Source organism: Acidobacteriota bacterium (assembly GCA_009838525.1).
Lineage (GTDB): Bacteria > Acidobacteriota > Vicinamibacteria > Vicinamibacterales > UBA8438 > VXRJ01.
Genome location: VXRJ01000018.1, coordinates 16391 through 42511 on the forward strand (window position 1 = coordinate 16391; position 26121 = coordinate 42511).

Consider the following 26121-nt stretch of genomic DNA (forward strand, 5'->3'; position numbering starts at 1 on the left):
GCAAACGGCGCGCTGACCCCGGGTTCAGTCGGCGTCGTTCAACTTGCGGAACGACTCGTACATCTCGACGAGCACTTCGCGCTGGCGGGCCGACAGGTAGGGATCGTGGCGTATCGCCTCGATGACGTCGCCCGCCTCGCCTTCGGTCGGATCGATGATGCCGGCCTGGGCGTAGAGCGTCTCGGCGGACATCTCCAGGCCGTCGGCGAGCGCCTTGAGGACGAAGCTGCTGGGGTTCCGATAACCGCGCTCGATCTGGCTGAGATAGGCGTTCGAGATGCCGCAGGCGTCGGCGAGTTGGCGGACGGACAGATGCCCCAGCTCGCGCTGGCGGCGGATGAACTCGCCGAGGCCGGTGTCGGGGCCGGGTCGCTTGACGGTCATGCGTCTGTGGTCTGGCGCTCCGCCTACATCTCCAGGCCGCCGTTGACGGCCACGACGGTGCCGGTAATGTACCCCGCCTCGTCTTCGAGCAGGAACCGCACGCAACGGGCCACTTCGTCAGCCTGCCCCAGGCGGCCCACCGGGATGCGGCCGATAATCGTGTCGAGGACCGGCGCGGGGATCGAGGCGACCATCTCGGTTTCGATGAACCCGGGGGCGACGCAGTTGACGGTGATCCCCTTGCGGGCCACCTCCAGCGCGAGGCTCTTGGTGAAGCCGAACTGGCCGGACTTCGACGCGGCGTAGTTCGCCTGCCCGATATTGCCGCTCTGGCCGATGACGGAGCTGATGTTGACGATGCGGCCGAACTGGCGCTCGACCATGTGGTCGAGCACCGCCTTGGTCATGTAGAACGCGCCGGACAGGTTCACGCGGAGCACGGCGTGCCAGTTCTCGACGGTCATCCGGCGCACCGTCTTGTCGACGTTGATGCCCGCGTTGTTGACCAGGAAGTCGATACGCCCGTGCTCGTCGAGCACTTCCTGGACCACCCGCTGGCACGCCTCGGGCTCGGCGACGTTGCCCTGGTGCAGCGAGATGGAGCGGCCTTCCGCGCGCAGGCCGGCCGCGAGTTCTTCCGCCGCGTCCGACCCCCGGTTGTAGCCGGCCGCCACGTGGGCGCCGGACTCGGCCAGTGATTTCGTGATGGCGGCGCCGATCCCGCGGCATCCTCCGGTGACGACGGCGACCTTTCCTGCAAACATTGGTTTTCCTCTCCGGCCGGCCCCGGTCAACTTGCCAGGGCCGCGCCGACTTCGGTGGACGTGGAGATGTGGGGTAGCGCCGGCGACAGGGTGCGGTCCGACTCCGGCGGCGCGGTTTGTTCCTCGGCGACGACGGCCGGATCGATGCGCAGCACGGCGTAACCGGCCACCGCACCGGCCCCGAAACCGGGCGTGAACACGCGGGTCGGGGCCGAGATGACGCCGTCGCGCACCGCATCGTGGATCGCCAGCGGAATGCTGGCCGCCGACGTGTTGCCGACCCGGGCGATGTTGAAGTACATCCGGTCGCGGCCGATGCCCGCCTGCTCGGCCAGGTCGATCACCATCCGCTTGTTGGCCTGGTGCGGGACGATCAGGTCGATGGCCTCGATGAGGGTTCCCGGCCGGCCGTCGGGATGGGGCAGGGCCTGCAGCTCCTCGATCATCTGGTCGAGGTAGCGGCTCACCAGCGCCCTGACCTCCGGGCCGTAGACGGTGATGTCGCAGCCGAACTCGGTGTTGGGCCAGATGATGGAGTTCACCTGGCTGACGGGGCCGCTGGCGTAGGTCTGCAGCACGTCCACATCGCCGGGCGCGCCCGCTTCGGCCGGGGCGACGACCAGTCCGGCCGCCGCGTCGCCGAAGATCATGCGCGACGTGCGCACGCTGCCCACCTTGTCGGAGAACTTCTCGGCGCAGACGAGCAGGATCGGACGCTCGACTTCCTGCATGATGCGAACGGCGTCCGCGAGGCCGTAGGGAAAGCCGGCGCAGGCCGCGACGAGGTCGACCGACGTGTGGGTCTGGAACATGCCGAGCTGCCCGGACAGCCAGGTGGCGGCCGAGGGCAGCAGGCGGGGGTTCGTGCAGGTGCAGAAGAGGACCGCCCCGATCTCCTCCGGGGAGCGGCCGGCCCGATCCAGCGCGCTCACCGCCGCGTCGAGGGCGAGGTTCTCGAGGCCGCCCTCGGTATAGCACCGGCTCTCGATGCCGGTCTTGGCGGCGATCTGCGCCGCGCTCATGGGCGACCAGCTCGAGGCCGAGTTGCGGACGATGTCGTCGTTGGTGCACAGGATCTCGCCGCGGCGCACGGCGAGGGCCTCGATGCGCGGCTGCACCGCGAACTGCGACCGGACCTGCACGGCGGGGAGCGGCGCGGCCGGCTGTCGCGGCGGGCGGGCCGGAGGCGGAGTGGGACGCCGCCGAGCGCCGTTCTTCACGCGTCGAATGAAGTCCAGCACGTCGGGCGTGCGGGGGTGGTAGATGACCACGACGTCATCGTCCTTCAGCCCGCCCACCGGGACCAGCCCGGTGTCGGAACGGTCCCACGGATACTGGTTGTGCAGGGTCATCGCCCAGCGCCGCAGGGCCTCGAGCTCCGGCACGCTCTCGTGGCAGTCGAGGATGTCGTCCAGGCTGAACCGGGGATAGTCCGGATCGAACGATCCGAGCCGGTACACGAGCTGGGAGCCGCCGGCGACCGCCTCGGCGACGGTCGGCTTGATGGCGGGAAGGTCGGTCGCATGGTGCCGCTTGTGGCGGAACACGTCGAAGAGCATGCGGTACAGCTCGTCCTCGACATCGGCCGACCACGTGGCGGGAAGGTGGGGGTAGCAGGACTCGACCGCCGCCACCTTGCGCGGGCCGTCCTCCCACGGGGTCAGCGCGGGGAGGAAGATGTCGTTGCGTCGCCGGGCCACGTCCCGCCAGCGGGTCGGCCGCTTCTCGTACATCGTGATCACGTAGCGGTTCATCCAGAACAGGTGCAGGCCCAGATCGCGCAGCAGCTCGTACCGATTGGCGTACCCGCCCGATTCCGCGCGCGCCGCGATGTCCGACCCGGTCGGCGCCTTGGCTTCGAAGTCGCGCCGAACGATGGCGGCGAGGTCGTCGATGGTGTCGATGGACGAGAAATCCGGCTCCGGAAAGAAGTTGGACGGAAAGACGAGCCGCCGGTGCGAGTTCACGACGAACGGTTTCATCCTGTTCTATCTCCGGTGCCCTGACCGTGGTTTGCCGCCGCGACTCTGCGGGCGCGAGAGTGGGACGGGCCCGACCTGGGATCGTCGGGCGAGCGATGACGAGACTGTCGGCGCCGCGCTAGCTGGTGTCGGTCACCGCGCTACCGGGCGCATTCAGTATAGGCCGTTAGGCCGTTCGTGTGCGTGCAGCCAGTGTTAATTTTTGTTAACACGGTGAGGAGCCGTCCCGGTTTGGCACCCCGTACAGGAACAAGGGAGTGTCGGAATACCGCTTCTGGAAGTCTCTCGATGGAGGCAATTGTGGAGAGCGCCCACATCAAGATCCATAGGGCAACCTCGGTTCGTCCCTTCTCCCTGCTGGAGGTGATACGGTTTTCCATATGAAGACCACCTTCAACATCGATGATTCCGTCATGCGACGACTGCGCGAAGAGGCAGCGCGGCGAGGAACAACGATGTCGGCTCTGGTGGAGGCAGGCCTCCGTCGTGTGCTGGGCGCCCAAGTGGCCGGCCAGAATCTGCCGGAGCAACTACCTCCGTTGCCGTCTTGGCAAGGTGGGAAGGAGTTGGTCGACATCGCCAACCGTGAAGAGCTGTACAGGTGAGACCATGATGGAGTACAAGGGCTACGTGGCTGCGGTCGAGTTCGACGATTCCGTCGGTCTGCTTCACGGGCGGGTAGTCAACAGCGGTCCGTATCCCATTGCGACGTTCGAAGCGACCGACGTTGACGGGATTCGGCGCGAGTTTCAACGGTCTATCGATGAGTACCTCGCCTCGTGCGAGGAAGACGGGGAGAAGGCGTCGCGGTGACGATGCGGCGGATCGCGACGTACGCTCAAGCGCGCTATGGGCTCTTTCCTGTGGCGACCTCGTTGTCGGCGAGGAAAGCGTCGAACAGAGCGAAGCACTGTTCCGGCTCCTCGAGCTGCAGGAGGTGGCTCGTATCGGGCACAAAGGCGTAGTCGATGCCGAACGTCTCGCAGAATAGCCTGCAACATGGCGCGGTCTTCGGCGCGTCCTTCGGCGCTGGGTCGGCGCCGACGATCAGGAGCGGGCGCCCCGACGGGTTGGGCTGTCGCCATATTGCCAGGTCGGCGATGTCGGTATAGAGGTCCGCCTCGACCGCGCCAGGGCAACCGAGCAGCCATTCTCCGCTGGCGGGATCGAAGTGCAACACCGAGCGTGCATTGAGTTCCGCCACTCCTGGCCGCAGGCGACGGAACAGGGGCAGCCAACGGTACACCTCGGCAAGTTCCTCGGGGTCCCGGAACCGGTTCTGGCGGGCCAGGGCGGCGGCGCGCAGCGTCTCGCCGTCGGCCATCAGCGGGCCGCGGTGCGGGTCGCCCTCAGGCGGGACCAGCGGCGGGTCGAACAATACCAGCGCGTCCCAGTGCCAGACGCCGTCGATGATCGCCAGCAGGGCTGCGAACGCCGTCATCGAATGGAAGACGCCGATCGTGGTCTTCTCGCCCCATGCTTCCGCGATCGCGCTGTGCACGCGCGCCATGTCACGCACGAAGTGGGGATAGTCGTGAGCCTCGCCCGCGTGAAAGGGGTTGCGCCCGCAGTTGCGGACGTCGTACAGGGCAAGGTCGAACCGCTCGAGCATATGTCGCCAGAACGGGAAGTAGGAATCGCTCGCGAAGCCGTTGCCGTGGCTCAGCACGACACGTGGTCCTGACGGGTTGCCGTGGCGCACGACGCGAATCGGCGCGCCATCGTCCATCACGACGTCGAGGGTTGCGGAATATTCGGGAAGGATGAACCCAGCCATCGTTTCAAGGTGTGAACGTCGCCGTCATCACCTCCGCCAGGTCGCCGGAAGACGCTGGGCGCAGTCGCCATCCGGGCACGGCGGTTACGCCCGGCGTCACCTGGAAGGCGGTCGCGGTCGTGCAGGCGATGAAGCCTTCCGCGACCGCGTCGCCATAGAACGCGCGCAGGCGCCGGATGCCTGCTGCGTCGCCGGGATCCGGACGCTCCTTCCACTTGCACTCCACCGGCACGAGCCGCTGGTCGGTTTCGATCAGCAGGTCGACCTCGCGGCCGGTTCGATCCTGCCAGAACCAGAGCTGCACGGCCGGCGCGTGCCAGTCGCGATAGCGGATCCACTGACCCACCACGTGGTTTTCCCAGAACGCGCCGATGGCCGGCGAATGGAGGAGGGCGCCGGCGGACTGGAATCCGGCCAGCCAGGCAGCCAGTCCGGTGTCCGCGAAATAGAGCTTCGGGCTCTTGACCAGGCGCTTGCCGAGGGAGCGATGATAGGGCTCCAGCAGCACGATCTGGCCGGAGGTCAGCAGCACGCTGATCCACTCGCGCGCGGTCGTGGCCGAGACGCCGACGTCGCGTCCGAGCTCCGACATGTTCAGAAGTTGGCCGGTGCGCACGGCGCACGCCCGCAGGAAACGCTCGAAGTCGCGCAGCCGCGCAACATTGAGCAGGTTGCGGACATCGCGCTCCAGGTACGTCGCGACATAGCCCTGATACCACCGGTCGCGAGTCGGCGCGCTGTCGTCGGGCGCCCAGAGGCCGGGATAGCTGCCGCGCCACAGGAACTCCGACGGAACATGCGCCGCGGCCAGCTCCGGAACCGACAGCCATTCATCCGCCGAGAGGCCGAGTAGCGGCACCACGGCCGCACGACCCGCGAGACTCTCGGAAACCGACTGCATCAACGGGAAAGTCTGCGAGCCGGTCAGCAGGTATTGCCCGGGCTCGCGGCGCCGGTCGACGCGGGCCTTGATGTCGCGGAGCAGTCGAGGCGCGTACTGAATCTCGTCGAGTATCACCGGCGGAGCGTGCGCGTCGAGGAACTCCCCCGGACGAGTCTCCGCAGTTTCGGCGTTCTGGCCCGCGTCGAGCGCCACGAACCGATGCGTGGGAAACGAGCGCTCCAGCAGCGTCGTCTTGCCTACCTGCCGGGGGCCGGTCAGTACGACGACCTGAAACGAATCCGCCAGGCGCCGCAACTCCGGGGCCAGCGTGCGCGGAACCCACATGGTCAGACAATTTTAAGGCAGCGCCGCTAAATTGTCACGGTGGAAGCGGCAGACTGCAGGCCGCGTTGGTCGGCGGGGATGGAGAGACGAAGTCCGACGTGCTCGATCAGCGATACTGTCACGCGGGGAGGCTTACCGATGAGCCCTACGCCGCAGACCCTGACCCTCGCGGGCGAGGACTACGTCGTGATCCGCCGCGAAGAATACGAGCAGTTGCGCGCCGCCGCGGACGAAGACGCTGCCGACCTCGCCGTCATCCGGCGCGTCCTCGATGACCCCGACCAGATCTGGGCGCCCGCGGACCTCGTACGGCGCATAGCCGAAGGAGAACATCCTGTGCGCGCCTGGCGTACGCACCGGAGCATGACGGCGCGCGCCCTGGCCGCTAAGGCAGGAATCCCGAGTTCCTATCTCTCGGCCATCGAGCGTGGAGCAAAGCCCGGCTCCGTGAAGGCGCTCAAGAGTCTCGCGACAGCCCTTGGCGTGTCGTTGGATGATCTCGTGTGACTGTCAAACGCCTAGCTTCGGGTCGATCCTGCCGGTCGGTCGGCAGGCTGCTACAACAATCCCACCAGTGGGCCGACGACGATCAGTAGCGCCGTCATCAAGACCACCCACACGGCGCTGATGACAAGCCCCGCCGGCAGCATGTCGAACATCCGATAGTAGCCCCGGCTGTAGGTGACGAGGGGCACGGCGTCGAGCGGCAGCAGGAAGGCGCAGGAGGCGGTGAAGATGACGGGCAGCGCGTAGAGGGCCGGGTTCACGCCCGCCGCGGCGCCGAGGACCATGATGGGCGGGATCATGACGGCGTTGATGACCGGCGCGATGGGCAGCATGAGGTGGATGACGACGGTGAAGGCGCTGATGGCGGCGATGAGGGCGACGGCGTTCCAGTCGGCGAGGCCGCCGAGGGCGGATTCGGCGAGCCAGGTGGCGAGACCGGTCTGCGACGACGCCTGGCCGAGCGACGTGACGCCGCCGATGACCATCAGCGTGTCCCAGCCGGTGACCCTCTGAATCTCCTTCCAGGTGAACAGGCCGATGCCGGGGAGGAACATCGCCACCGCGCCGACGACGGCCACGAGGAAGGTGTCGAACACGGGCAGCCACGTGCTCGCGATCCAGAGGGTGAGCATGGCGCTCATGATCACGACCACCTTCCATTCGTCGCGGCTGACCGGGCCCAGGCGGCGTCGCTCGTCGTGAATCTCCTCGAGATCGCCGATGGACGCGATCTCCGGCGGAAAGAACTTCACCAGCACCCAGGCCGCCACCGGCAGCAGGATGGCCACCATCGGGATGCCGATCGCCATCCAGTGGAGGAAGGGAACGCGCTCGCCGCCCGCCTGCTCGATCATGACCAGGCCGAGCAGGTTGATGGAGCTGCCGGCCGGCGTGCCGACGCCGCCGATGAGGGCCGCGATCGGGATCCCGAGCATCACCGCCCGGCCGAAGCGCGATCCGGGCCGCAGCCCCAGCTTGTCGAGGATGCCGACCGCGATGGCCATGAAGATGGCGGCGGCGGGCACGTCGGAGATCACCATCGAGATGGCGCCGGTGCCGATCATGAAGACGTAGACGGCGCGCGTGGCGTCGGTGCCGGCCCGCGCGATGAGCCACAGCGCGAAGCGGCGGGCGAGGCCGGTCTTCACCCAGGCGTGGGCGATGGCGAACATCACGAGCACGAAGAAGAAGACGCTGCTCATGAAGTTGGCGGCGGCCGCGCCGAAGATGGCGCCGGGGGTGGGCGGCCGGCCGGTGACGAGCGACGTGAGCCCGAAGATGGGCTGCAGGGCGACGGCGAGCAGGGCGGTGACGGCGATCGGCAGCGCCTCGGTGGCCCACAGCACGAGGATGCCGGCGAACAGCGCGGCGAGCCGGTGCGCCTCCGGGGGCATGCCGTCGGGCGTCGGGAGGATGAGGATGAAGGCGGTGAGTGCGGCGGCGCCGATGAGGCCGGGGGTGTTGGTGGATGCCGGCCCGGACGCCGGCGCACCGGGAGATGCCGGCCTGGAGGCCGGCGCACCTGTGTGGGGCCTCGGTCCGCCGGCCTCCGGGCCGGCATCCGGCGTACCTGCGGGTACGTCGTCGGAGGTCATGAACGGCCCTCGATTTCGTCCCGCAGTTGGCGGGCGATGTTGACGGCGGTGAGGGCGGCGGGCGCGCCGCAGTAGATCGCCTGCTGGAGGACGATCTCGTTGACGTCGTCCATCGTGAACCCGCCCTCGGTGAGCGCCGCCCGCACGTGGATGCGGTACTGGTCCCACTGCCGGAGGGCGATCTGCGTCCCGATTACCAGGATGCGGCGCGTGCGGTGGTCCAATCCCGGCCGCGTCCAGATCTCGCCCCACGCGTAGCGCGTGATCAGGTCCTGAATCTCCGCCGTGACGTCGGTCGTGTCGGCGACGGCCCGGTCCACGTAGGCGTCGCCCAGAATCTTCCGTCGGATGGCCGTGCCTGCCGCGTGCCGCTGCTTTTCGTCCATTGCTGCCTCAGTCTGTCAGGAACTCGATGACTGCCGCGTTGAAGGCGGCGGGGAGATGTGCATCGTCATGCGTCGGATGCGGCGACTCGTGCGAGCACGCGGTCGATATAGTCGCGGGTCGCGCCAAGGTAGTTGTCCGGCGACAGCCGCCGGGCGATTTCCGCTCGGTCGAGATGCTGCGTGACGAGCGGATCGTCGCCGAGCACGTCGGCGAACGGGCGTCCCTCGGCCGCCGCGCGCCGGCAGGCGGCGGCGATACAGGCGTGCGCCTCGTGCTTGCCGACGGACTTCGCCAGCGTCATGGCGATGGACTCGGCCAGCAGCAAGCCGCCGGACGCCTCCGCGTTGGCGCGCATGCGATCCGTGTCGACCTGAAGGCCGTCCAGCGCGTCGGCGGCCGCCCGGGTTCCGCTGGTCGCGCAGATCACGAGGTCGGGCAGGGTATCCCACTCGACCTGCCAGCCGCCGAGTCCGCGCTCGTGTTCCTGGATCATCGCGCCGAGCAGGGTGGCGACCAGCCCCGGCGCGCGACCGGCGGCGGCGAGGGCGACGGAGGACGCGACCGGGTTCTGCTTCTGCGGCATCGTCGACGATCCGCCGCGTCCCGGCGCCGTCGCCTCGGACGCCTCGCCGACCTCGGTCTGAGCGAGCAGGGCGATGTCGCGTCCGATCTTCCCGCACGTGCCGGCCGCGATGCCGAGGGCGGAGGCGAGCTGTGCGAACCGGTCGCGGTGGGCGTGCCAGGGGATGTCCGGCACGGGCAGGTCGAGCCGGGCGGCCAGCCGCTCGGTGACGGCGAGGCCCTGGGATCCGAGCGACGCCAGCGTGCCGGTGGCGCCGCCGAACTGGAGAACGAGCGCGTCGTCGAGGGCGGACTGCAAGCGGCGCCGGGACCGGTCCATAGCGTCGGCCCAACCCGCCGCCTTGAGCCCGAACGTCACCGGCGTTGCTTGCTGCAGCCACGTGCGGCCGGCCATCGTGGCGTCGCGGTGGCGGTGGGCGTGGGCGGCGGCGGCGCGCACGCCCTGCGCCAAGTGGTCGATGGCGCCCGGAACCGCCGCCCGGAGCTGGAGCAGCAGGCCGGTATCCAGGATGTCCTGGCTGGTCGCCCCCCAGTGGACGTAGCGCGCCGCGTCCGCGTCGGATTTCGCCACCCGCGCGGTCAGATGCCGCACCACCGGAATGACCGGATTGCCGGTCTCCGTCGCCTCGGCCTTGAGAACGTCCAGGTCGTACAGCTCGGCGCGGGCCGCCGCCTGAATGGGCGCCACGCAGCTTGCCGGCGCCACGCCGGCGTCGGCCTGCGCCGCCGTCAGGGCCGCCTCGACGTCCAGCATCGCCTGGAGCTGGGCGCGCCCGGAGAAGCACTCCGCGGTGTCCGCGTTGTGCAGGACGCGAGCGTGGAGGCGTGTGGCGCGGTCAGACATCGAAGAACACCGTTTCTCCCGGTCCCTGGAGCGTGATCGTGTGCGTGTAGCGCCCGTCGTCCCGACGCGCCGCGACCAGCGTCGGCCGGCGGTCCGGCGCCACCGCGGCCAGGATCGGGTCGTCGCCGTTCGCCGGCTCGTCGGAGAAGTAGATCCGCGTGACGAGGCGCGAGAGCAGCCCGCGCGCGAAGAGTCCCACCAGTAGATGCGGCGCCTGGGGCTGGCCGTCGGGTCCGGGCACGGGCCCCGGCTTGATGGTCTTCAGGGAAAAGCCGCCCGCACCGTCCGTACGCACGCGCCCGAACCCGCCGAACGCGGGGTCCGGTCCCGTGCAGCGGGCGTCGTCCGGATGGTTGTAGCAGCCTGCCGCGTTTGCCTGCCAGATCTCGATGAGGGCATCGGGCACCGGCTGGCTCGCGCCGTCGTGGACCGTCGCCTCGATGACGATGCGCTCGCCGGGAACGTCGGCGCCCGCCAGCGTCAGGCGCCCCTGCTCGGGGACGAGGATCGCGAAGAAGGGGCCGACGGTCTGGAAGGGGGTGAGGGCGAGCATGGCGCTGGCGCCGGTCTACCGCTCGGTCTCCATCCGGCGCGCGGTCGCCCTGCCGGGGCTCACGCCGGTCCCTCCATCGGGGTCGCGTCCCGGCCGCGCAGGACGATGTCGAAACGGTAGCCGAGGGCGCGCCCCGCCTCCGTCACGTCGAGATCGAAGGCCGCCACCATCCGCTGGCGGCCACGCTCGGTGGGGACCGCGTTGAAGATGGGATCGAAGGCCAACAGCGGGTCGCCGGGGAAGTACATCTGGGTCACGAGGCGCGTCAGGAAGCTGCGCCCGAAGACGGAGAAGTGCACGTGCGCGGGGCGCCAGGCGTTGTCGTGGTTCCCCCAGGGGTATGCGCCGGGCCGGATGGTCGTGAAGTGGAACCGACCGTCCGCGTCCGTGAGCAACCGGCCGGCGCCGCTGAAGTTCGGATCGAGCGGGGCGTCGTGGGTGTCGAGGGCGTGGGCGTAGCGGCCGGCGGCGTTCGCCTGCCAGACTTCTACCAGGGTATCCGCCACCGGCCGGGCGTCTTCGTCCAGAACGCGGCCGCCGATGACGATGCGTTCGCCGAGGGGCTCGCCGGCGTGCTGGCGGGTCAGGTCGGCGTCGTGCGGCCCGACCGCACCGTCCCCGTAGCCGTAGACCGGGCCCGTCAGCTCCGACAGCGTCTGCGGAATCACCACGAGCGGCCGGGCGGGGTGGCGCAGCCCGGTGGACCGGTAGTCCGGCACGTCGTTCGGGGGATGGGCGTCGGCCGGCGGTCGGCGATACGGGAGAATCTGGGACGCCACGGCGCGCGACAATCGTAGCGGACTTCAGTCGGGCCCGCACGTTGCCGGGAGGGGTCCCCGGTCGTACTATCGTTAGCGGAAATGGACATTTCGGCGTACGGGCGGCGGCTGACGAGCGACACGGGTCCGCTGTCGCTGATGAAGGATCTCGGCGACGCCGCGGAGGCCGGCGGCTCGCTGATGAACCTTGGCGGCGGCAGTCCCAGTCTGATCCCTGCCGCCGAAGCACTGTTCCGCCGCCAGATGGAGGCCCTGCTGCAACGGGAGGGGTCGTTCGAACGGGCCATCGGCCTCTACGGCGGCCCCGACGGCGACCGCGACTTCGCCCGCGTCCTCGCCGGTTTCCTCCGGCGCGAGCTCGGCTGGGACATCAGCGAGCGCAACATCGCCCTGACCAACGGCAGCCAGTCCGCCTTTCTGCCGCTGTTCACCCTGCTGGCCGGGCCGATGGGCGACGGCCGCCCGCCGCGGCGCATCCTGCTGCCGCTCGCGCCGGAGTACATCGGCTACGCGGACCTGGGTCTCGTCCCGGGGCTGTTCACGGCGCGGCACTCGATCATCCATGAGCTCGACGATCAGCTCTTCAAGTACGGGGTGGACCTGGCGGGGCTCGACGGGGTGGAGGACATCGGCGCGATTTGCGTGTCGCGCCCGACCAACCCGACGGGAAACGTGATCACTGACGCGGAGGTCGAGGAGCTCGGCGCCATCGCCCGCGCCCGCGACGTGCCGCTGATTCTCGACACCGCCTACGGCGCGCCGTTTCCCGGCATCGTGTTCGGCGAGTCGACGCCGGTCTGGAACGAGAACACGGTCGTCTGCATGAGCCTGTCGAAGCTCGGGCTGCCCGGCTTCCGCACCGGCATCGTGATCGCGAACGAGGAGATCATCGAGGCGCTGGCCGCCGCCACCGCCATGTACTGTCTATCGCCGGGGCGGCTCGGCCCCGCATTCGGCGCCGAGCTGATCCGGAGCGGCGAGCTGATGCCGCTGGTCCGCGACGTCATCCGGCCGCACTACGCCGGCCGCGCCACGCGCGCCCTCGACCGGCTCCGCGACGGCCTGCGCGGCTATCCGGCGCGCATCCACACGCCGGAGGGCGCCTTCTTCCTCTGGCTCTGGATGCCGGGGCTGCCCATCACCAACGCCGAGCTCTACGAACGGCTCAAGCAGCGCGACGTCATCGTCGTCTCCGGCCACTATTTCTTCCCGGGGCTCGAGGACGACGACTGGCTGCACAAGCGCGAGTGCGTCCGCATCAGCTTCGCCGACGACTGGGGACGCACGGAGCGCGGGATCGACATCATCGCGGACGAGGTGCGGCGCGCCTACGACGGCTAAAACATCGCTATCGGGTTGACCGGCGATCCGGTGCCGTTCGGAATCCGCAGCGGCGCGATGGTGATCATGAACTCCCAGCGGTTGCGCTCCGCCGCGGCGTTGGCGAGGTCCTGGAAGTCCGCCCGATCCAGCAACTGGATGCCGAGGATGGTCAGCGCGAAGTTGTGGAGCGCGGTGCGGGGCAGGTCGCCATCGGGCTGCGGGGCGTAGCCGGGCGTCTCCCAGCCGGCGATGGCGACGTCGCGCTCCTTCAGCCACGGGATGACGTTGTTGTCGAGACCCGCCGCCTCGCGCCCCGTGTCGAACGGGCCGAGGGCGTCCTGGCGGGCCCAGCGTCCCCAGCGAATCAAGAACGCGTCGCCGGGGCCGGCGCGGACGCCGGACATCTCCTCCCAGGCCTCCAGATCCTCGACCGTGATACGCGTCCCCGGCTCCAGCCACGGCACGCCTTTCAGGCGCGGGATGTCATACAGGACGCCGCGCGTCACGAGGCCATCCTTCACCGCCATGATGGAGTTCTTCTTGGCGCCCTCGTCCATCGTGACCAGCCCGTCGACGTCGTAGCCGTTCCACATCTTGCCGTCGAAGAAGACGTGGGCGAACGCATCCAGGTGCGTGGTGCCGGGACCGTGGATGCAGGGGTACGCGATCTGGTCGCTGGCCCCCGTGCGCGTAGCGCGGACCATCTGCCATTCGACCGGGCACGGCACGTCGGCGGTCTCGTAGTTCTGCGCGTTCGACGCCAGCGATACCGCGAACCCTTCCGTGACCAGCCGCGCCGCCTCCGCGCGCTTGGCCGGCGTGATCAGGTTCGCCATGCCCAGCTCGTCGTCCGGACCGAAGCGGCCCCAGTTGGACAACTCGGTGAGCCAGCGGTCGAACTGCTCCTGGCTCACGAGAGGCGGTTCCGATGATTGCTGCGCCGACGCCGGAGGCTGTCCCGCCATCGCAATAGCAGCCGCCAGGGCGCCGACGACGATCGCGCCAGTCCACCATGTCTTCATGATTTCCCCCGCTCGTGTGTCCACCTACTCGTTGCTCGCGTCCGGCACCGTCATCGCCCGGTGCATCTTCCACGACCCGTCGGGCTGGCGCTGCAGGATCCGCAGCAGCTTGCCGCTACTCGAATACACCTCTCCGGTCTCGATCGCCCGGGAGCTCGATCGGACCGTGCCCCACTGGAACGCGTAGTCGCCGGCGACAATCGTCTCCTCGAAGTCCAGATCGTGTTCGACCGGCTCGAGCAGGTGCGCCGTCGCCCGCGCGCCTTCCGTCAGGGCGGCGTTGGCGTCGCGCCCGCGCACGATGGCGCCGCCGGTAATCACGACGAAGTCCTCGGTCCACTGGGAGATCAGTGCGTCGAAGTCGCCGGACAGCACGGCATCGACGTCGTGCTGGTTGAGCGCCTCGATGGCGCGCAGATCCTCCTGCGGATCCGGCGAGGCGGGTGCGCACGCGGCGGCCACGACCCCCGCTGCGGCCGCTACCGCAACGAGGGCCGGAAGCAGGCGACGGGACGGTTTGTTCATCTCCGGCAGCCTACCATCATCCGGACCGCCCCACGTGCGGTGTTCCGGCTAGATGTCCGACCACCGGTACACGGTGGAGCCCAGGCGCCGGAACGATCGGTCGCCGCCGTAGACGAGCACGGCTTCCCGGGTTCGGGAGAGTTTTCGCCAGAACTCCAGACCGGTGAAGAAGCCGCCGGCAATGGTCTGCCCGGACCTCGCCTCAATCGGGGTCAGTCTCTCGCCATCGTCGATGAGGAAGTCGATTTCATGACCGGCCGAGTCGCGCCAGAAGTAGATGTCGGGCTCTTTGCCGTGATGCAGTCGCGCCTTGAGCAGTTCGGACAGCACGTAGCTCTCGAATACCACGCCCCGGGCAGCGTGCGTGCGAAGCTCCTCGGGCGTCCGGATGCGAAGCAGGACGCAGAGCAGGCCGGTGTCGAGGAAGTACAGCTTCGGCGACTTGATGAGTCGCTTGTTGAAGCTGCGCTGATGCGGGCGGAGCAGGACGACAAGACAGTTGACTTCGAGGGCGAACAGCCACCTTCGCACTGTCGTGTGCGTGACGCCGGCATCGCTCGCCAGGCTGCTGAGATTGAGCAACTGGCCGTTGCGGCCCGCGCACATGCGGAGGAACAGGAGGAACGTGTCCACCTCGGCCACGTGGACGTGCCGACTGAGATCGCGTTCGACGAAGTTCCGCAGGTAGTTGCGCAGCCAGGACCGCGCATCGAGCTGCCTGTCGTGAATCCTGGGGTAGAAGCCTCGGAACAGCGTTTCCATCAGGTCCGCCTCCTCGGGAGGCCTGCTCGGGGGCGGCCGCCGGCCGAGGACGGAGAGGTCGACGGCGGGACGCGACGCCAACTCGGAGAAGGAGAAAGGGAACAGGTGCAGGACCGTGTAGCGGTCACTGGGCATCTGGGCAGCTCGTGACGGCAAGTAGTTCCCCGAGCCGATGAGGACAAAACGTCCGGGCCGCTCATCGCGTTCGACGAGTGCCTGCACATGTGAGAGGAGTTGAACGCCGTGGTGGAAGTCGTCAATCAGGACGTTGCGGCGGAACTGCTTGAGGAAGCCACTCGGATCCTCGTGGGCGAAGGAGCGGACGTCCGGATCCGCAAGTGAGATGTAAGTGTGGCGCGGAAGCGCGGCGCGGGCCAGCGTGGTCTTGCCGGATTGCCGCGGGCCGCTCAGGACTACGACCGGCACCTGGCGCGCGGCGGAGCGGAGTATTGGTTGGAGCTGTCTCGCGATCATGTGTACATTGAATATCTAAAGTTCAATGTACACGCACGGTCGAAATGGCTCGGAGGATACCCTCGGGCCGTCGGCTAGCGTGAGCAGATAGACTTGGGCCCGCCCCGCGGCCGGAAGGACTCAGCCGGCGCGAGGCGCCTAGTCACAGTGGCGGGTTCCGCCACGGCTCGCGCGGCACGAGCTCGCCGCTGCCGGCGGCGCCGAGGATCTCGCCGCCGCGATAGACGATCTCGCCGCGCCGGATCGTGAGTTGCGGCCAGCCGGTCACCTCGCGCCCCGCGTGAATGGAGTAGCCGCTGCCCGAGAACATGTCCTCGTTCCGGATGGTGCGCGTCTCGTCGGGATCCCACAGCACGAGGTCGGCGTCGGACCCGACGGCGATCGTTCCCTTGCGCGGGTAGAGCCCGAACAGGCGGGCGGGGTTGGACGAGGTGACCTCCACGAAGCGCTCGAGGGAGATGCGCCCCTCGCCCACGCCGTCGCTGTAGAGCATCGGCAGCATCACCTGGAGGTTGCTCATGCCGGCCCGGTGCTGCACGACGTTCTGCGAGGGATCGAGCTTCTGTTCGCGCGTATAGGCGACGTGGTCGGTGGCCACCACCTGGACGGTCCCGCGGGCGATGCCGTCCCAGAGGGCGTCGACGTCGCTCTGTGCGCGGAGCGGCGGCTGGCCGATGTAGAGCCCTGGCGTGTCGCCCTCGAACCGTTCACGGGTCAGGTGCAGGTAGATGGGGCGGGTCTCGACGTAGACGGGCAGGCCGCGCTGCTGCGCCGCCTCGGCGACGCGCAGGGCGCGCTCGGACGACAGGTGCACGATGTAGACGGGCGCGCCGGTCACCTCCGCCATGGCTACGGCGCGGAGCGTGGCGGCTTCCTCCGCCTCCACGGGTCGGGCGTCGGCAAAGTAGCGGAGCGAGCCGCGTCCCTCGGCGAGCATCCGCTCCGACGTGATCTGCACGATGGCGGCGTCCTCGCAGTGCATCATCATCAGCACGCCCGTCTCGCGGGCGGCGTGCATCGTGGTGAGGAAGCCGGGCGCGTTGGCGTCGAACGTCGGCCGCACCATGAACACCTTGATGGTGGTTTGGCCCGCCTCGGCCAGCGCCGCCAGCGATTCCGCGGTGGCGCTGGCCGGATCGGAGACGATGGGGTGGTAGATGATGTCGGCGATGGTCTGCGCCTGGATCTCCGGCATCGCCCGCGCCAGTGTCTCGGCCGGCGTCTCGCCCTCGGCGACGCCGCCGAAGTTGGAGATGGTGGTAATCCCGCCGGCCAGCGCCGCGCGCGAGCCGGACGTGTAGTCGTCCACGCGGCCAATGTGCACGTGGGGGTCGATGCCGCCCGGCAGCACCTGCAGGCCGCCGGCGTCAATCTCCTGTGTGTTCGCGTCGCGCGCCGCGAGTCCGGTTCCGATCTCGGCGATCGTCTCGCCCACGATGCGGATGTCGGCCACCCGCAGGCTTCCCTCGGTGAAGACGTTGCCTCCCCGGACGATGAGCTCGCGTTCGGCTTGGGCAGTGACGACCGGGGCGACCGTGCGGTAACCCGTGGCGAGCAGGGCTGCGGTAGCGAGTCCGGTGATGACGACGGCGTTGCGCAGGCGGTTCATGGCGCCCTCCACTTAGTCCGCAGCTCAGTCTAGACTGGCCATTGGCATGATTGTCAGCATCAACGGGCGTGGGGCTCCACGAGCTCGAGGCCCAGCGTCCGGCCCTTGTCGACGGCCGGCACGCCCTTCTCCATCCACGCCGGGGCGGGGGCGCCCTGCAGGTAGTGGTCGAAGAACTGCTGCATGCGGACGGCCCAGTCCTTGCGGTTGGCGTCGCCGCTGAGGCCGTGGCCCTCGCCGTTGTAGTTGAGCATCCACACCGGCTGTTGCAGGCGGCGGAGAGCGACGAACAGCTCGATGCCCTGGTACCACGGCACGGCGCCGTCGTCGTCGTTGTGCATCATGAGGAGCGGCGTGCGGATCTTGTCGGCGTAGAAGAGGGGCGAATTGTGCAGGTAGGTGTCGGTCGCCTCCCAGAGCGAGGCGCCGATGCGGCTCTGCGTCCGCTCGTACTGGAACATCCGGCTCATGCCGGTCTGCCAGCGGATGCCGCCGTAGGCGCTGGTCATGTTGGCGACGGGCGCGCCCGCCTCGGCCGCCGCGAAGAGGTTGGTTTTCGTGAGCATGTAGGCGATCTGGTAGCCGCCCCAGGAGTGGCCCTGGACGCCGATCCGGTCCCGCGCCACGAATCCCTGATCGACGAGGCTGAGCACGCCGGGGACGACCGCGTCGAGGGCGCTCTCGCCGGGGTAGCCAAGCTCGTAGGGGATGTCGGGGATGAAGACGACATAGCCGCGGCTGACGTAGAAGGGGACGGCGACGGATGAACCGCCGGGCCGGGGCGTTCGCCAGGTGTAGACCCCGTCCGACATCCGCTCGTAGAAGTAGACGAGCAGGGGATACTGGGTCGCGGGATCAAAGCCGTCGGGCGTGAACAGCATGCCCTGCAGCTCGTCACCGTCGTTGGACGTCCACTCGACGATCTCCGCTGAGCCCCACCGGTAGTCGGCCTGCTGCGGATTGGCGTCCGACATCCGCTGCATGTCGGTGATGGCTCCGCCGGACACCCAGAGGTCGGGGAACTCGCGGAAGTCCTCGCGAGTGACGAGCCAGCGGTCCGCCTTCTTCGCCTTGCCGCGCAGGCGGAAGCTCTTGTCCGCCATGACGATTTGCGCCGGCGGCGCCTCCCGGTCGGTGCGGCCGCGATAGAAGCCGCCCTGCTTCTCCGTGTCGTGGAACGCCTGCCAGAGGGCTTCCCCTTCCGGGATGTGGTCCAGCTCGGGGTCGGTCCGCGCGTAACGGAACCGGATCTCCGCCGCCCGGCCCGCACCGGCGGTGAGATTGACGGTGCGGCCGGTCTCCGGCTCGAAGCGCCAGACGTCGAATCGGTCATAGAAGAGGAAGGCGCCGTCGTCCGCGGTCCAGCCGGCCGAGCCGTAGGGAGGCGGATCTTGGGGGCGGTCGTCCAGCTCGTTCCAGACGGGGTGCGGAACCGCCGCGTTGGCGGTCAGCGGCTCGCCGCTGCCGCTGCCACCGTCCAGGCGGGCCACCTTCCAGTGGCGCTCGGCGCCGTCCCACCACGCCGCGTGCGTTCCGGCTGGCGAAATGGCGGCGCGGGCGAAGACGCCCGTTTTCTCGGCGATGCGTCGCTGCTCTCCGCTGGCCAGGTCGATGGCGTAAAGGTCGTTGTAGCGCCCGTCCCAGGAGAGGAGCTGCCGGTAGGGCAGGTCGGTGACGCCCAGGGCCTGCGGCGCGTCGCGTTCGGCGGCGAACCGGACGTTGGGGACGTCGAGCGTGCCGAGCTGCACCACCGCGCCGCCGTCCAGGTGGACCGCCGCCGCGTAGGTGCGCTCCCGTTCGTCGTCGGCCTGCACGAGCTGCATCGGTTGCAGGTAGGGGTCCTTCCAGTTCCAGACGTCCAGACGCACCTTGTCCTCGTCCAGCGTGTCGTCTTCGGGTTCCGGGGTCGGGCGCGGCGCGGTTCCGAAGAGGAGCAGGCCGCCCCCCTCCGAGAAGCGGACGTCGCCGTGCTCGCTGACCCACCAGTCGTCGGGGAGGCCGGGCGTGCCGGAGTCGGCGAGCGGCGCGGCCTCCCAGCCCGGCGCCGCCGCGCGATACAGGGTGAAGTCGGGCTGATCGGCGTCGACGTCGTCACGGTCCGTGAGGAAGGCGACCTGTGCGCCGTCCTTCGACAGGGCGAGCCGTTCGTAGTGCCCTTCACCTTCGAGCGCCGCGCGCGGGGTCGCATCGTCGAGCGGGACGACGTAGGCCCCGTCGCCGGAGCCGTCCGCCGTGGAGGTGGTGAAGGCGAAGACGGCGGCCTCCTCGGCGAAACGGTAGTCGGCCACGAGTTCGTGGCGTGTCTCGTCGCCTGTCGCCAGGTTCAGGAGGACCAGGGTGGAGCCGTCCTCCTTCGCGTCGTCGTCGGCGTCGCTGTCGTCGTCGGAACCCTCGGCGCCAGTTTCGATCTCGGGGGCTGGCGCAGCGGACGGCGCAGGCTCCTCGGCGGCGGCCGGTTCCCCGGCGCTGGGCGCCTCCGACTCCGCCGAGTCGGCGTCGTCCTCTGGCAAATAGGCGACCCAGCTTCCTTCCGCCGCGACCCTGTAGCTCTCTACCGGACCGAGGTCACGGACTCCTGTTTCCTGGGGCTCGGCTCCGGCAAACACCGCCGCGATGTCCGCCACCGCGAGGGCATCCTTCGGCAGGTCGTCGCCCTCCATGCCTTCCCGCTTGAGCGCGTCGACCTCAGCCTCAGGCGCCGGGACGGCGTAGACGAGGTAACGCGAGTCCGACGTGAAGGTCGGCTCCGTTCCGCGCACCGTCAGCGCCGGTCCGCCCCCGGTCGTCGCTTTCAGCGTGAGCTCGGGGTCGCCCTCCAGGGGCGTAAGGACGAACGCGAGCCATTCGCCGTCGGGCGACAGCGACGGGTCGTTGATCGTCTTCCACTGGAGCACGTCCTGATGATCGAGCGCAGGCTGCTGCGCGCCGGCGGGCACGGCCGCTCCCAGCAGCAGGGCCAGTGTGATGGTGGAAACAACGGTGGTGCGTGCGCCTGGGTATCTCATCGCTTCGTCTCCCCGGCGTACCCCGCCGGTCAGCGGCGCCCCTGCGCGAGGCGCCGCCGTCAGTTTCGAGTGCTTCGATAGTAACGGGTGACTTGGGGTTGATCGCGAGGAGCTATTAATATATATTTTGTGAAGAAATGGCCCGAAGCCTTCTGACCGACTTCGAGCTGATGATCCTCCTGGCGACCCTCAGGGTCGGCGAGGGAGCCTATGGGGTGGCGATTGCCCGCGAGATCGAGCGGACGGGCGGCCGCCGCGTCGTGCTGGGGGCGGTTTACACGGCCCTCGACCGGCTGGAGCGGAACGGCCTGGTGACGTCCACGGTGGGCGAGCCGACGGCGGAACGGGGAGGTCGCGCCAAGCGCATCTTCGAAGTGACGCCGGTCGGCGTGCGAGCCGTCAGGAGCACGCAAAATGCTCTGGTCTCGTTGTGGACGGGGCTGCCGGAGCTGAAGGGAGCGCCATCATGATGACTTCGCGTTCAACGAAGACCAGAACAGCGCGGTCCGAACCTCCGCGGATAGATCCAGGCGTCGGCCGCAGCTTGAGCGGCGGACCCGTTCCCGGCGTCGGAGGGCTGACTACGCTGGCGCTCGTCTTTCACGTGGCGGTGGTGAGTCCGCAGTTCCTGTGGCTGCCGGTCGCTGGTCTGGCTGCGGGGAGTTTCCTGAGCGTCGCGCTCGTCGTGCGTCATCGGCGGCAGCCGTATCCGACGACGGGCCGCCCCTCGCTTGGCCTGTCTACGTCGCGCTGATCGCGGAGACCTCCGTGCGTCGCGCCACGGCACTTGTCATCCTGGTTGCGGTTTCGTCCGGCCTCTGGGCCCAGGAAGGCGCGCCCGCTCGCCCGGCAGCGCCACTGGAACCGATGGCGGCGCTCCTTGACGCGTTCGAGTCGTACGACGTCGTCGCCCTCAGTGATCCCCACGGGAACCAGCAGGTGCACGCCTTTCATCTCTCGCTGATTCGCGATCCCCGGTTGGCGCGGGCGGTGGACGACATCGTCTTCGAGACGGGGAATGCGCTGTATCAGGAGGTCGTCGATCGCTACGTGAACGGCGCGGACGTCCCTATCGACGAACTGCGCCTCGTCTGGCAAAACACGACCCAGCGTCGGGTGGGGGAGCCTCCGGTCGAACGGCCACTGGTGGCAGCGTTCTTTCGCAACGTCCGCGAGGTCAATCTCTCCCGGTCGCCCGGGCAGCGGCTTCGGATCTTGCTTGGAGATCCACCCATCAACTGGGCCGAGATCGAGACACAGTCGGACGTGCAGCCATGGCTCTACCTTCGGGACACGCATCCCGCTGAGCTCATTCAGCGCGAGGTGCTCGACAAGGGGCGGCGCGCCTTCGTCATCTATGGCGGCATGCATCTTCAGCGTCAGAACCTGTTCAGCAACTACGAGCTCGTGGACGACCGGCGCGTCCACACGCTGGTCCAGCAGCTCGAGGGCGCCGGAACTCCCGTGTTCACGGTCTGGGTGAACGCGAGCACGGATCTGGAGGCATTGCAGGCCGACATCAGCACGTGGCCGGCACCGAGCCTGGCCCACGTGCGCGGCACGCTGCTCGGCGCAGCCGACTTCGAGACTTTCTATCCGTTTGACGTTCCGCGGGCCAGGTTGGTGGAGGGTGCTCTGGTTCCTATTGCCCGCGAGGAATGGCGCACGTTGCCTATGGAGGAGCAGTTCGACGCCGTCCTGCACCTGGGTTCTCCCGCCCGTTAGGCATCGCGACGCGATCCTTAGTCGCGGGCGGCGGCGTCGGAATCGACTTCCGCGGTCCAAAACCGGCAGACTGTATGGCCATGACCGCGAGCGAACCGAAGTTGGACATCACACTTGGAGTCGAGGAGGAGTTCTTCCTCGTCAACCCCGAAACCCGCAATCTGGAGTCCGATCCGGACCCACGCATCTTCGAGGCATGCGAGCGCAACCGCGGCCCGCACACGGTTTCGCACGAGGTGCTGCGGACGCAGATCGAGACCAGCACCAAGGTGTGCCACTCGGTCGCGGAGGCGTGCGGAGCGGTGCGGGAGACCCGCCGCTTCGTGATCGAGGCCGCCGCGCAGTACGGCCTGGCGGTGCTGGCTGCGTCCACCCACCCGTTTGCCGAATGGAAGGCCCAGTTGATCACGCCGCGTGAACGCTACGAGCGATTCGCCGTCACCTTCCAGGAAAGCGTGCGGCGGCAGATCGTCGGCGGCATGCATATCCACGCCGGCTTCGGGGACCCCGACTCGCGGGTCCGGGTCATGACGGCGATGCGGCAATACCTGCCCCTGTTCCATGCGCTGTCGACGTCGTCGCCGTTCCATGGAGGGCGCGAGACGGGCTTCAAGTCCCACCGGTTGAGCATCATGGGGGTGCTGCCCCGCACCAGCCTGCCGCGCCCGCTGAATTCGTGGACCGAGTATGAGGATCTACTGGCTGCCTACCAGCGCATGAAGTTCATCCGGAGCGGCAGCGAACTGTGGTGGGACATCCGCCCGTCCCAGCACTTTCCGACAGTGGAGATACGGATCTGCGACATTTGCCCGCGTCTTGACGACATGGGGGGTATCGTGGCGCTCTATGCCGCGCTGATTCGGCGCCTGTTGCGCCTCGACAGTGCGGGGCAACTGCCAGAGGATCCACCGACCGAGATCATCGCCGAGAATCGCTGGCTCGCCCAGCGCTACGGCGTGCTGGCGTTCCTCGGTGACGTGTACGGCGGCGAAGGCAAGGTGGACATCGAAGACTATGCCGCGCGGCTGGTAGAGGAAGTGGCGCAGGATGCCCGCGAGCTCGGCTGCGAGCAGGAGCTTCACCACGTGCTCAACGTCATTCGGGACGGCAGCAGCGCCGACCGGCAGCTCGACCTTTTTCGGCTCCGCCGGCTGGAGGGCGACACCGAGGAGGAAGCGCTGCGCGCGGTGGTCGATCTGGTGATTGCCGAGACTCGCGAGGGCGTCGACGCCGAGACCTAGCGCTGGCGGCCGCACTCACGCGGCCGGGCCGGACTTCAGCCAGCGCCGCACCACGCGGGTCCACCACATGAAGGCGCCGGTGACGAACAGCGCGGGCGGGACCAGCCCGACGAGGGCCCAGATCGCCTTGGTGGTCTCGCCGCAGACGGATCCGCAGCCGGGGATGCCACGGCCGCCGAGCCGGCCGAAGTGCAGGTAGGCGAGCCAGTACATCACGCGGTCGCCGACGCGCTCCACGGGGTTCGACTCGTCGAACGGCTCCAGGTAGTCGACGACCGCGGCGAACAGGGCGGGGTACGACAGGTAGAGCCCCGTGATGGCCCAGAGGACCAGGAACGGCCAGCACCAGAAGCCGAACGCGCTGTGGAGGCTCCAGTTGAACCGTTTCCAGTCCGCCCGCCGGTCAACGGTCAGGCTGCGCCGCCAGCGCAGGATGCCGGGCCACCAGATCACGGCGCCGGTCAGCGCCAGCAGGAGGAGGAAGACCGCTCCGATGCCGTTCACGCGCCGGCCCGTCTGGCCGGCGAGGAGGTTGTCGTGGAGGTCGAGGGTCCAGGCCGAGATGCGGTAGCCGAGCGGGAGAGGGTCGCCGAGATCCTCGCCCGTGTAGGGGTCGAACAGCCGCCGTACCCGGTCGCCATCGCGCGTCAGGGTGATCTCGACCGCCTGGTCTTCGGTCCGGCCCGGCCGCAGCTCCTGCACGGCGTAACCGGGGTATGCCTCAACGGCCACGCGCTCCAGGCCGTCCTCGCCGAGCGGCGCCGCCGCACTCGGGTTGTCCACGATGACGGGTTCCGGCGAGAAGGCGCGGTACAGCTCGTTCCGGTAGACCAGCACGCTCCCGGTCACGCAGATCACGAAGATGTAGGCGCCGAGGCCGATGCCGGTCCACAGGTGGACCTGGAAGACGGCCTTGCGCAGCCAGACGCTCTGCGGCGCCTGCACCCAACGTGACCAGCTATTAGCCATGGAGCTTCGACCGCCTGTCTCGAAGGACCCGCGCCGGTCGCGCACCGAAACGCTGATAGATTACTGCGGGAAGCGTTACAGGCTTGACTTGCCCCGCGTCGGGGCGCATTCTCGTCACGGTACATTCCATCGTTCATCGAAGGAGCAGGTGATGGTGCTTTCAAACGCGCGCGGTGCAAACCGAAATCGTGCCCGGCTGGTCGCCGTGGCGATGTCCGCGGCCGTCCTGATACTGACCGGGGTCAGCCTGCAGGCCGAGGTGCCGGGCACGGCGACGCTGACGGGGACGGTGACCGCGCCCCAGTCGTTCCAGGCGGCGCAGGTCTACATCCGGAACGTCGACCGGGGCATCGTGTACATGGTCTACACGAACGGCGGCAACTACCGCGCTGTCGCCCTGTTCCCCGGCACCTACGAGGTGAGCGCGAGCACGAAGCACCTGGAGTCGGGCACCCAGACCGTGACGCTGGGGGCGGGCGACGCGGGAGAGGTCGATCTCGCGATGAGCGCGCTCGCGGGCGATGCGCCGCAGCTCGTCATCCCGGCCGGGCGGACCGCGATGGAGAGCGGCAACGCCGGGCCGTTCGAGTACGCGAGCTACGACGAGATCTATCCGCCGGGGCCGGGCAAGGAAGTCGCCGAACAGGTCTGCATGGCGTGCCACGGCGAGAATTTCTTCCCGACGCGGCCGGGTACCGAGCGGCAGTGGATGGCGTGGATCGACCACATGGTCGGCAGCACGCTCGGCGAGCAGGACCCGACCCGCTACGGCCAGGGGCTGCTGTCGTTCCGGGCGTCGATGTTCCGCTTCGGGCGGCAGGACCGGGACGACCTGCTGGCATACGTCGTCAAGAACTTCGGGCCCGACAGCAAGCGCCGACGCGTGCGCATCGAGCAGCAGACGCCGATCGACGAGGAGGAGCTCGGCAAGGCGATGTACATCGAGTACTACCTCCCGCTGGACGGTCCCGGCGAGGGTGTGAACGATCCGCAGTGGGCTCGTGACGGGGTCCGGCGCTACGGCCAGGATCCGCGCTTCGACGCGGACGGCAACGTCTGGCTGGTCGACCGCGGCGTGCCGCACCGGCTGGTCAAGCTGGATCCGCGCACCGGCGAGCAGAAGGCGTATCTCTATCCCGATCCCCGGAACGGGAACCACGAGATCCTCATCGATCCGGCCGGTCTGATCTGGCTGCCGGAGCATCGCGGCCGCACCGGCGACAAGGAAAAGCGGCTCCTCGGGTTCAATCCCGAGACGGAGAAATTCGAGTACCAGATCCCGATGGACCCCGACAACGTGGTCCGCAACCCGACGAAGTTCCTGCAGTCGCTGGCGATGGACTCGAAGGGCAACATCTACATCGGCTGGATCATGGGCGGCGCCCTCAGCAAGTGGGACCGGGCGACGGGCGAGGTGTCGGTGTTCCGCATCCCGACCCCGCACTCGATTCCCTACGGCGTGGTGGCGGACCGCAACGACAACATCTGGGTCGCCCTCTGGAGCGGCGGCAAGATCGTCAAGTTCGACACGTCCAACAACTCGTGGACGGAGTACACGGCGCCCACCTATCCGGGCCACACGCGGCGCCTGAACGTCGACTCCCAGAACAACATCTGGTGGGGCATCTACTCGGCCGGCAAGCGGCCCGGCAAGCTGGTCAAGCTGGATCAGTCGACGGGCAAGATGACCGAGTGGTCGATTCCCCAGCAGAACGCGGAGCCCTATGACGTCGCGGCCGACCCGGACGACAACATCTGGGCTCCTGACGTTGGCCAGCGGATGGACGGTGAGTCCGGCGCCACGCTCTGGAGATTCAATCCGCGCACCGAGGAGTTCACGTTCTATCCGAAGCCGCAGCGGCACGCCGACTCGCCCAAGATCCAGATCACGCGGGACGGCGCCGTCTGGTACTCACCGCGCGGCAGCCGCGAGGCGCCGGCCTTTGGCGTGCTGTATCCGGACATGGACAAGATCGACAACCTGGGAGCGTTCTACCAGCACGGACCTCCGGGGTATCCGTTCCCGGTGCCGACGCCGTCGATTCCCGAGGCGACGACCGGAGGACAGTAACTTCCACCTCGGC

General features: G+C 68.6%; 25 protein-coding genes. 9 read left to right on the forward strand and 16 right to left on the reverse strand.

The features are described from left to right. Nucleotides 1-24 precede the first annotated feature (24 nt). From F4Y45_05910 to F4Y45_05920, 3 genes are read right to left on the reverse strand one after another with little or no spacing between them, the layout of a single operon-like run. A complete protein-coding gene (locus F4Y45_05910; GenBank protein MXY24042.1) occupies nt 25-384 on the reverse strand; it encodes a helix-turn-helix transcriptional regulator in 360 nt (119 codons plus the stop codon). A gap of 23 nt (nt 385-407) precedes the next feature. Beyond that, nucleotides 408-1148 (reverse strand): beta-ketoacyl-ACP reductase, encoded by a 741-nt coding sequence (locus F4Y45_05915; GenBank protein ID MXY24043.1) that lies wholly within the window; start codon nt 1146-1148, stop codon nt 408-410. Between the two features lie 26 nt (nt 1149-1174). Further along, the gene (locus tag F4Y45_05920) at nt 1175-3130 is read right to left on the reverse strand and encodes a ketoacyl-ACP synthase III (protein ID MXY24044.1); all 1956 of its coding nucleotides are present in this window, start codon (nt 3128-3130) and stop codon (nt 1175-1177) included. Nucleotides 3131-3510: 380 nt separating this feature from the next. Here F4Y45_05920 and F4Y45_05925 point away from each other — a divergent pair, with 380 nt between their 5' ends. After that, on the forward strand, nt 3511-3735 hold the full coding sequence (locus F4Y45_05925; GenBank protein ID MXY24045.1) for a ribbon-helix-helix protein, CopG family: 225 nt from the start codon (nt 3511-3513) through the stop codon (nt 3733-3735). Nucleotides 3736-3739: 4 nt separating this feature from the next. Continuing rightward, on the forward strand, nt 3740-3943 hold the full coding sequence (locus F4Y45_05930; protein MXY24046.1) for a hypothetical protein: 204 nt from the start codon (nt 3740-3742) through the stop codon (nt 3941-3943). A gap of 34 nt (nt 3944-3977) precedes the next feature. Here F4Y45_05930 and F4Y45_05935 read toward each other — a convergent pair whose 3' ends face one another. Further along, the gene (locus F4Y45_05935) at nt 3978-4907 is read right to left on the reverse strand and encodes an alpha/beta hydrolase (protein MXY24047.1); all 930 of its coding nucleotides are present in this window, start codon (nt 4905-4907) and stop codon (nt 3978-3980) included. Nucleotides 4908-4911: 4 nt separating this feature from the next. Next, entirely contained in the window at nt 4912-6135 is a 1224-nt protein-coding gene (locus F4Y45_05940; GenBank protein MXY24048.1) for an ATP-binding protein, read from the reverse strand. 138 nt (nt 6136-6273) lie between these two features. Here F4Y45_05940 and F4Y45_05945 point away from each other — a divergent pair, with 138 nt between their 5' ends. Further along, on the forward strand, nt 6274-6642 hold the full coding sequence (locus tag F4Y45_05945) for a helix-turn-helix transcriptional regulator (protein MXY24049.1): 369 nt from the start codon (nt 6274-6276) through the stop codon (nt 6640-6642). 50 nt (nt 6643-6692) lie between these two features. Here F4Y45_05945 and F4Y45_05950 read toward each other — a convergent pair whose 3' ends face one another. The 5 genes from F4Y45_05950 to pcaH form a co-directional block, all read right to left on the reverse strand. Beyond that, nucleotides 6693-8237: a DASS family sodium-coupled anion symporter gene (locus F4Y45_05950; GenBank protein ID MXY24050.1), complete on the reverse strand. Its 1545-nt coding sequence runs from the start codon at nt 8235-8237 to the stop codon at nt 6693-6695. Continuing rightward, the gene (locus tag F4Y45_05955; GenBank protein ID MXY24051.1) at nt 8234-8623 is read right to left on the reverse strand and encodes a gamma-carboxymuconolactone decarboxylase; all 390 of its coding nucleotides are present in this window, start codon (nt 8621-8623) and stop codon (nt 8234-8236) included. The genes F4Y45_05950 and F4Y45_05955 overlap by 4 nt, the downstream gene beginning before the upstream one ends. A gap of 65 nt (nt 8624-8688) precedes the next feature. After that, on the reverse strand, nt 8689-10050 hold the full coding sequence (pcaB, locus tag F4Y45_05960) for a 3-carboxy-cis,cis-muconate cycloisomerase (protein MXY24052.1): 1362 nt from the start codon (nt 10048-10050) through the stop codon (nt 8689-8691). Beyond that, entirely contained in the window at nt 10043-10603 is a 561-nt protein-coding gene (gene pcaG / locus F4Y45_05965; GenBank protein ID MXY24053.1) for a protocatechuate 3,4-dioxygenase subunit alpha, read from the reverse strand. The genes pcaB and pcaG overlap by 8 nt, the downstream gene beginning before the upstream one ends. Nucleotides 10604-10662: 59 nt before the next feature. Beyond that, a complete protein-coding gene (pcaH, locus tag F4Y45_05970) occupies nt 10663-11370 on the reverse strand; it encodes a protocatechuate 3,4-dioxygenase subunit beta (protein ID MXY24054.1) in 708 nt (235 codons plus the stop codon). 93 nt (nt 11371-11463) lie between these two features. On the opposite strand from pcaH, the gene F4Y45_05975 reads away from it, so the two are divergent. Further along, entirely contained in the window at nt 11464-12723 is a 1260-nt protein-coding gene (locus F4Y45_05975; GenBank protein ID MXY24055.1) for a valine--pyruvate transaminase, read from the forward strand. Here the strand turns inward: F4Y45_05975 and F4Y45_05980 are convergent. The 5 genes from F4Y45_05980 to F4Y45_06000 form a co-directional block, all read right to left on the reverse strand. Then, nucleotides 12720-13727, reverse strand: a complete 1008-nt coding sequence (locus tag F4Y45_05980) for a cyclase family protein (GenBank protein MXY24056.1) — start codon at nt 13725-13727, stop codon at nt 12720-12722. The two genes, F4Y45_05975 and F4Y45_05980, sit on opposite strands and share 4 nt — an antisense overlap. A gap of 24 nt (nt 13728-13751) precedes the next feature. Next, entirely contained in the window at nt 13752-14252 is a 501-nt protein-coding gene (locus tag F4Y45_05985; GenBank protein ID MXY24057.1) for a DUF4440 domain-containing protein, read from the reverse strand. A gap of 48 nt (nt 14253-14300) precedes the next feature. Beyond that, a complete protein-coding gene (locus F4Y45_05990) occupies nt 14301-15488 on the reverse strand; it encodes an ATP-binding protein (protein MXY24058.1) in 1188 nt (395 codons plus the stop codon). A 142-nt stretch (nt 15489-15630) separates the two neighbouring features. Next, complete coding sequence (locus tag F4Y45_05995; protein ID MXY24059.1) at nt 15631-17097, reverse strand: amidohydrolase family protein; 1467 nt, start codon at nt 17095-17097, stop codon at nt 15631-15633. Between the two features lie 59 nt (nt 17098-17156). Next, nucleotides 17157-20102, reverse strand: a complete 2946-nt coding sequence (locus F4Y45_06000) for a S9 family peptidase (protein ID MXY24060.1) — start codon at nt 20100-20102, stop codon at nt 17157-17159. 137 nt (nt 20103-20239) lie between these two features. Between F4Y45_06000 and F4Y45_06005 the strand changes: the two genes are divergently transcribed. The 4 genes from F4Y45_06005 to F4Y45_06020 all read left to right on the forward strand — a co-directional run bounded on the left by F4Y45_06005 (nt 20240) and on the right by F4Y45_06020 (nt 23068). Then, entirely contained in the window at nt 20240-20572 is a 333-nt protein-coding gene (locus F4Y45_06005) for a PadR family transcriptional regulator (GenBank protein ID MXY24061.1), read from the forward strand. 74 nt (nt 20573-20646) lie between these two features. Next, entirely contained in the window at nt 20647-20856 is a 210-nt protein-coding gene (locus F4Y45_06010) for a hypothetical protein (protein ID MXY24062.1), read from the forward strand. Nucleotides 20857-20870: 14 nt separating this feature from the next. Then, nucleotides 20871-21827 carry a hypothetical protein gene (locus F4Y45_06015; GenBank protein ID MXY24063.1) on the forward strand — a complete coding sequence of 319 codons (957 nt, stop codon included), beginning with the start codon at nt 20871-20873 and terminating at the stop codon, nt 21825-21827. Then, on the forward strand, nt 21761-23068 hold the full coding sequence (locus F4Y45_06020) for a carboxylate-amine ligase (protein ID MXY24064.1): 1308 nt from the start codon (nt 21761-21763) through the stop codon (nt 23066-23068). The genes F4Y45_06015 and F4Y45_06020 overlap by 67 nt, the downstream gene beginning before the upstream one ends. A 15-nt stretch (nt 23069-23083) precedes the next feature. Here F4Y45_06020 and F4Y45_06025 read toward each other — a convergent pair whose 3' ends face one another. Next, entirely contained in the window at nt 23084-24037 is a 954-nt protein-coding gene (locus tag F4Y45_06025) for a PepSY domain-containing protein (protein MXY24065.1), read from the reverse strand. Here F4Y45_06025 and F4Y45_06030 point away from each other — a divergent pair. Beyond that, on the forward strand, nt 23949-26108 hold the full coding sequence (locus tag F4Y45_06030; GenBank protein ID MXY24066.1) for a hypothetical protein: 2160 nt from the start codon (nt 23949-23951) through the stop codon (nt 26106-26108). The two genes, F4Y45_06025 and F4Y45_06030, sit on opposite strands and share 89 nt — an antisense overlap. Nucleotides 26109-26121 lie beyond the last annotated feature (13 nt).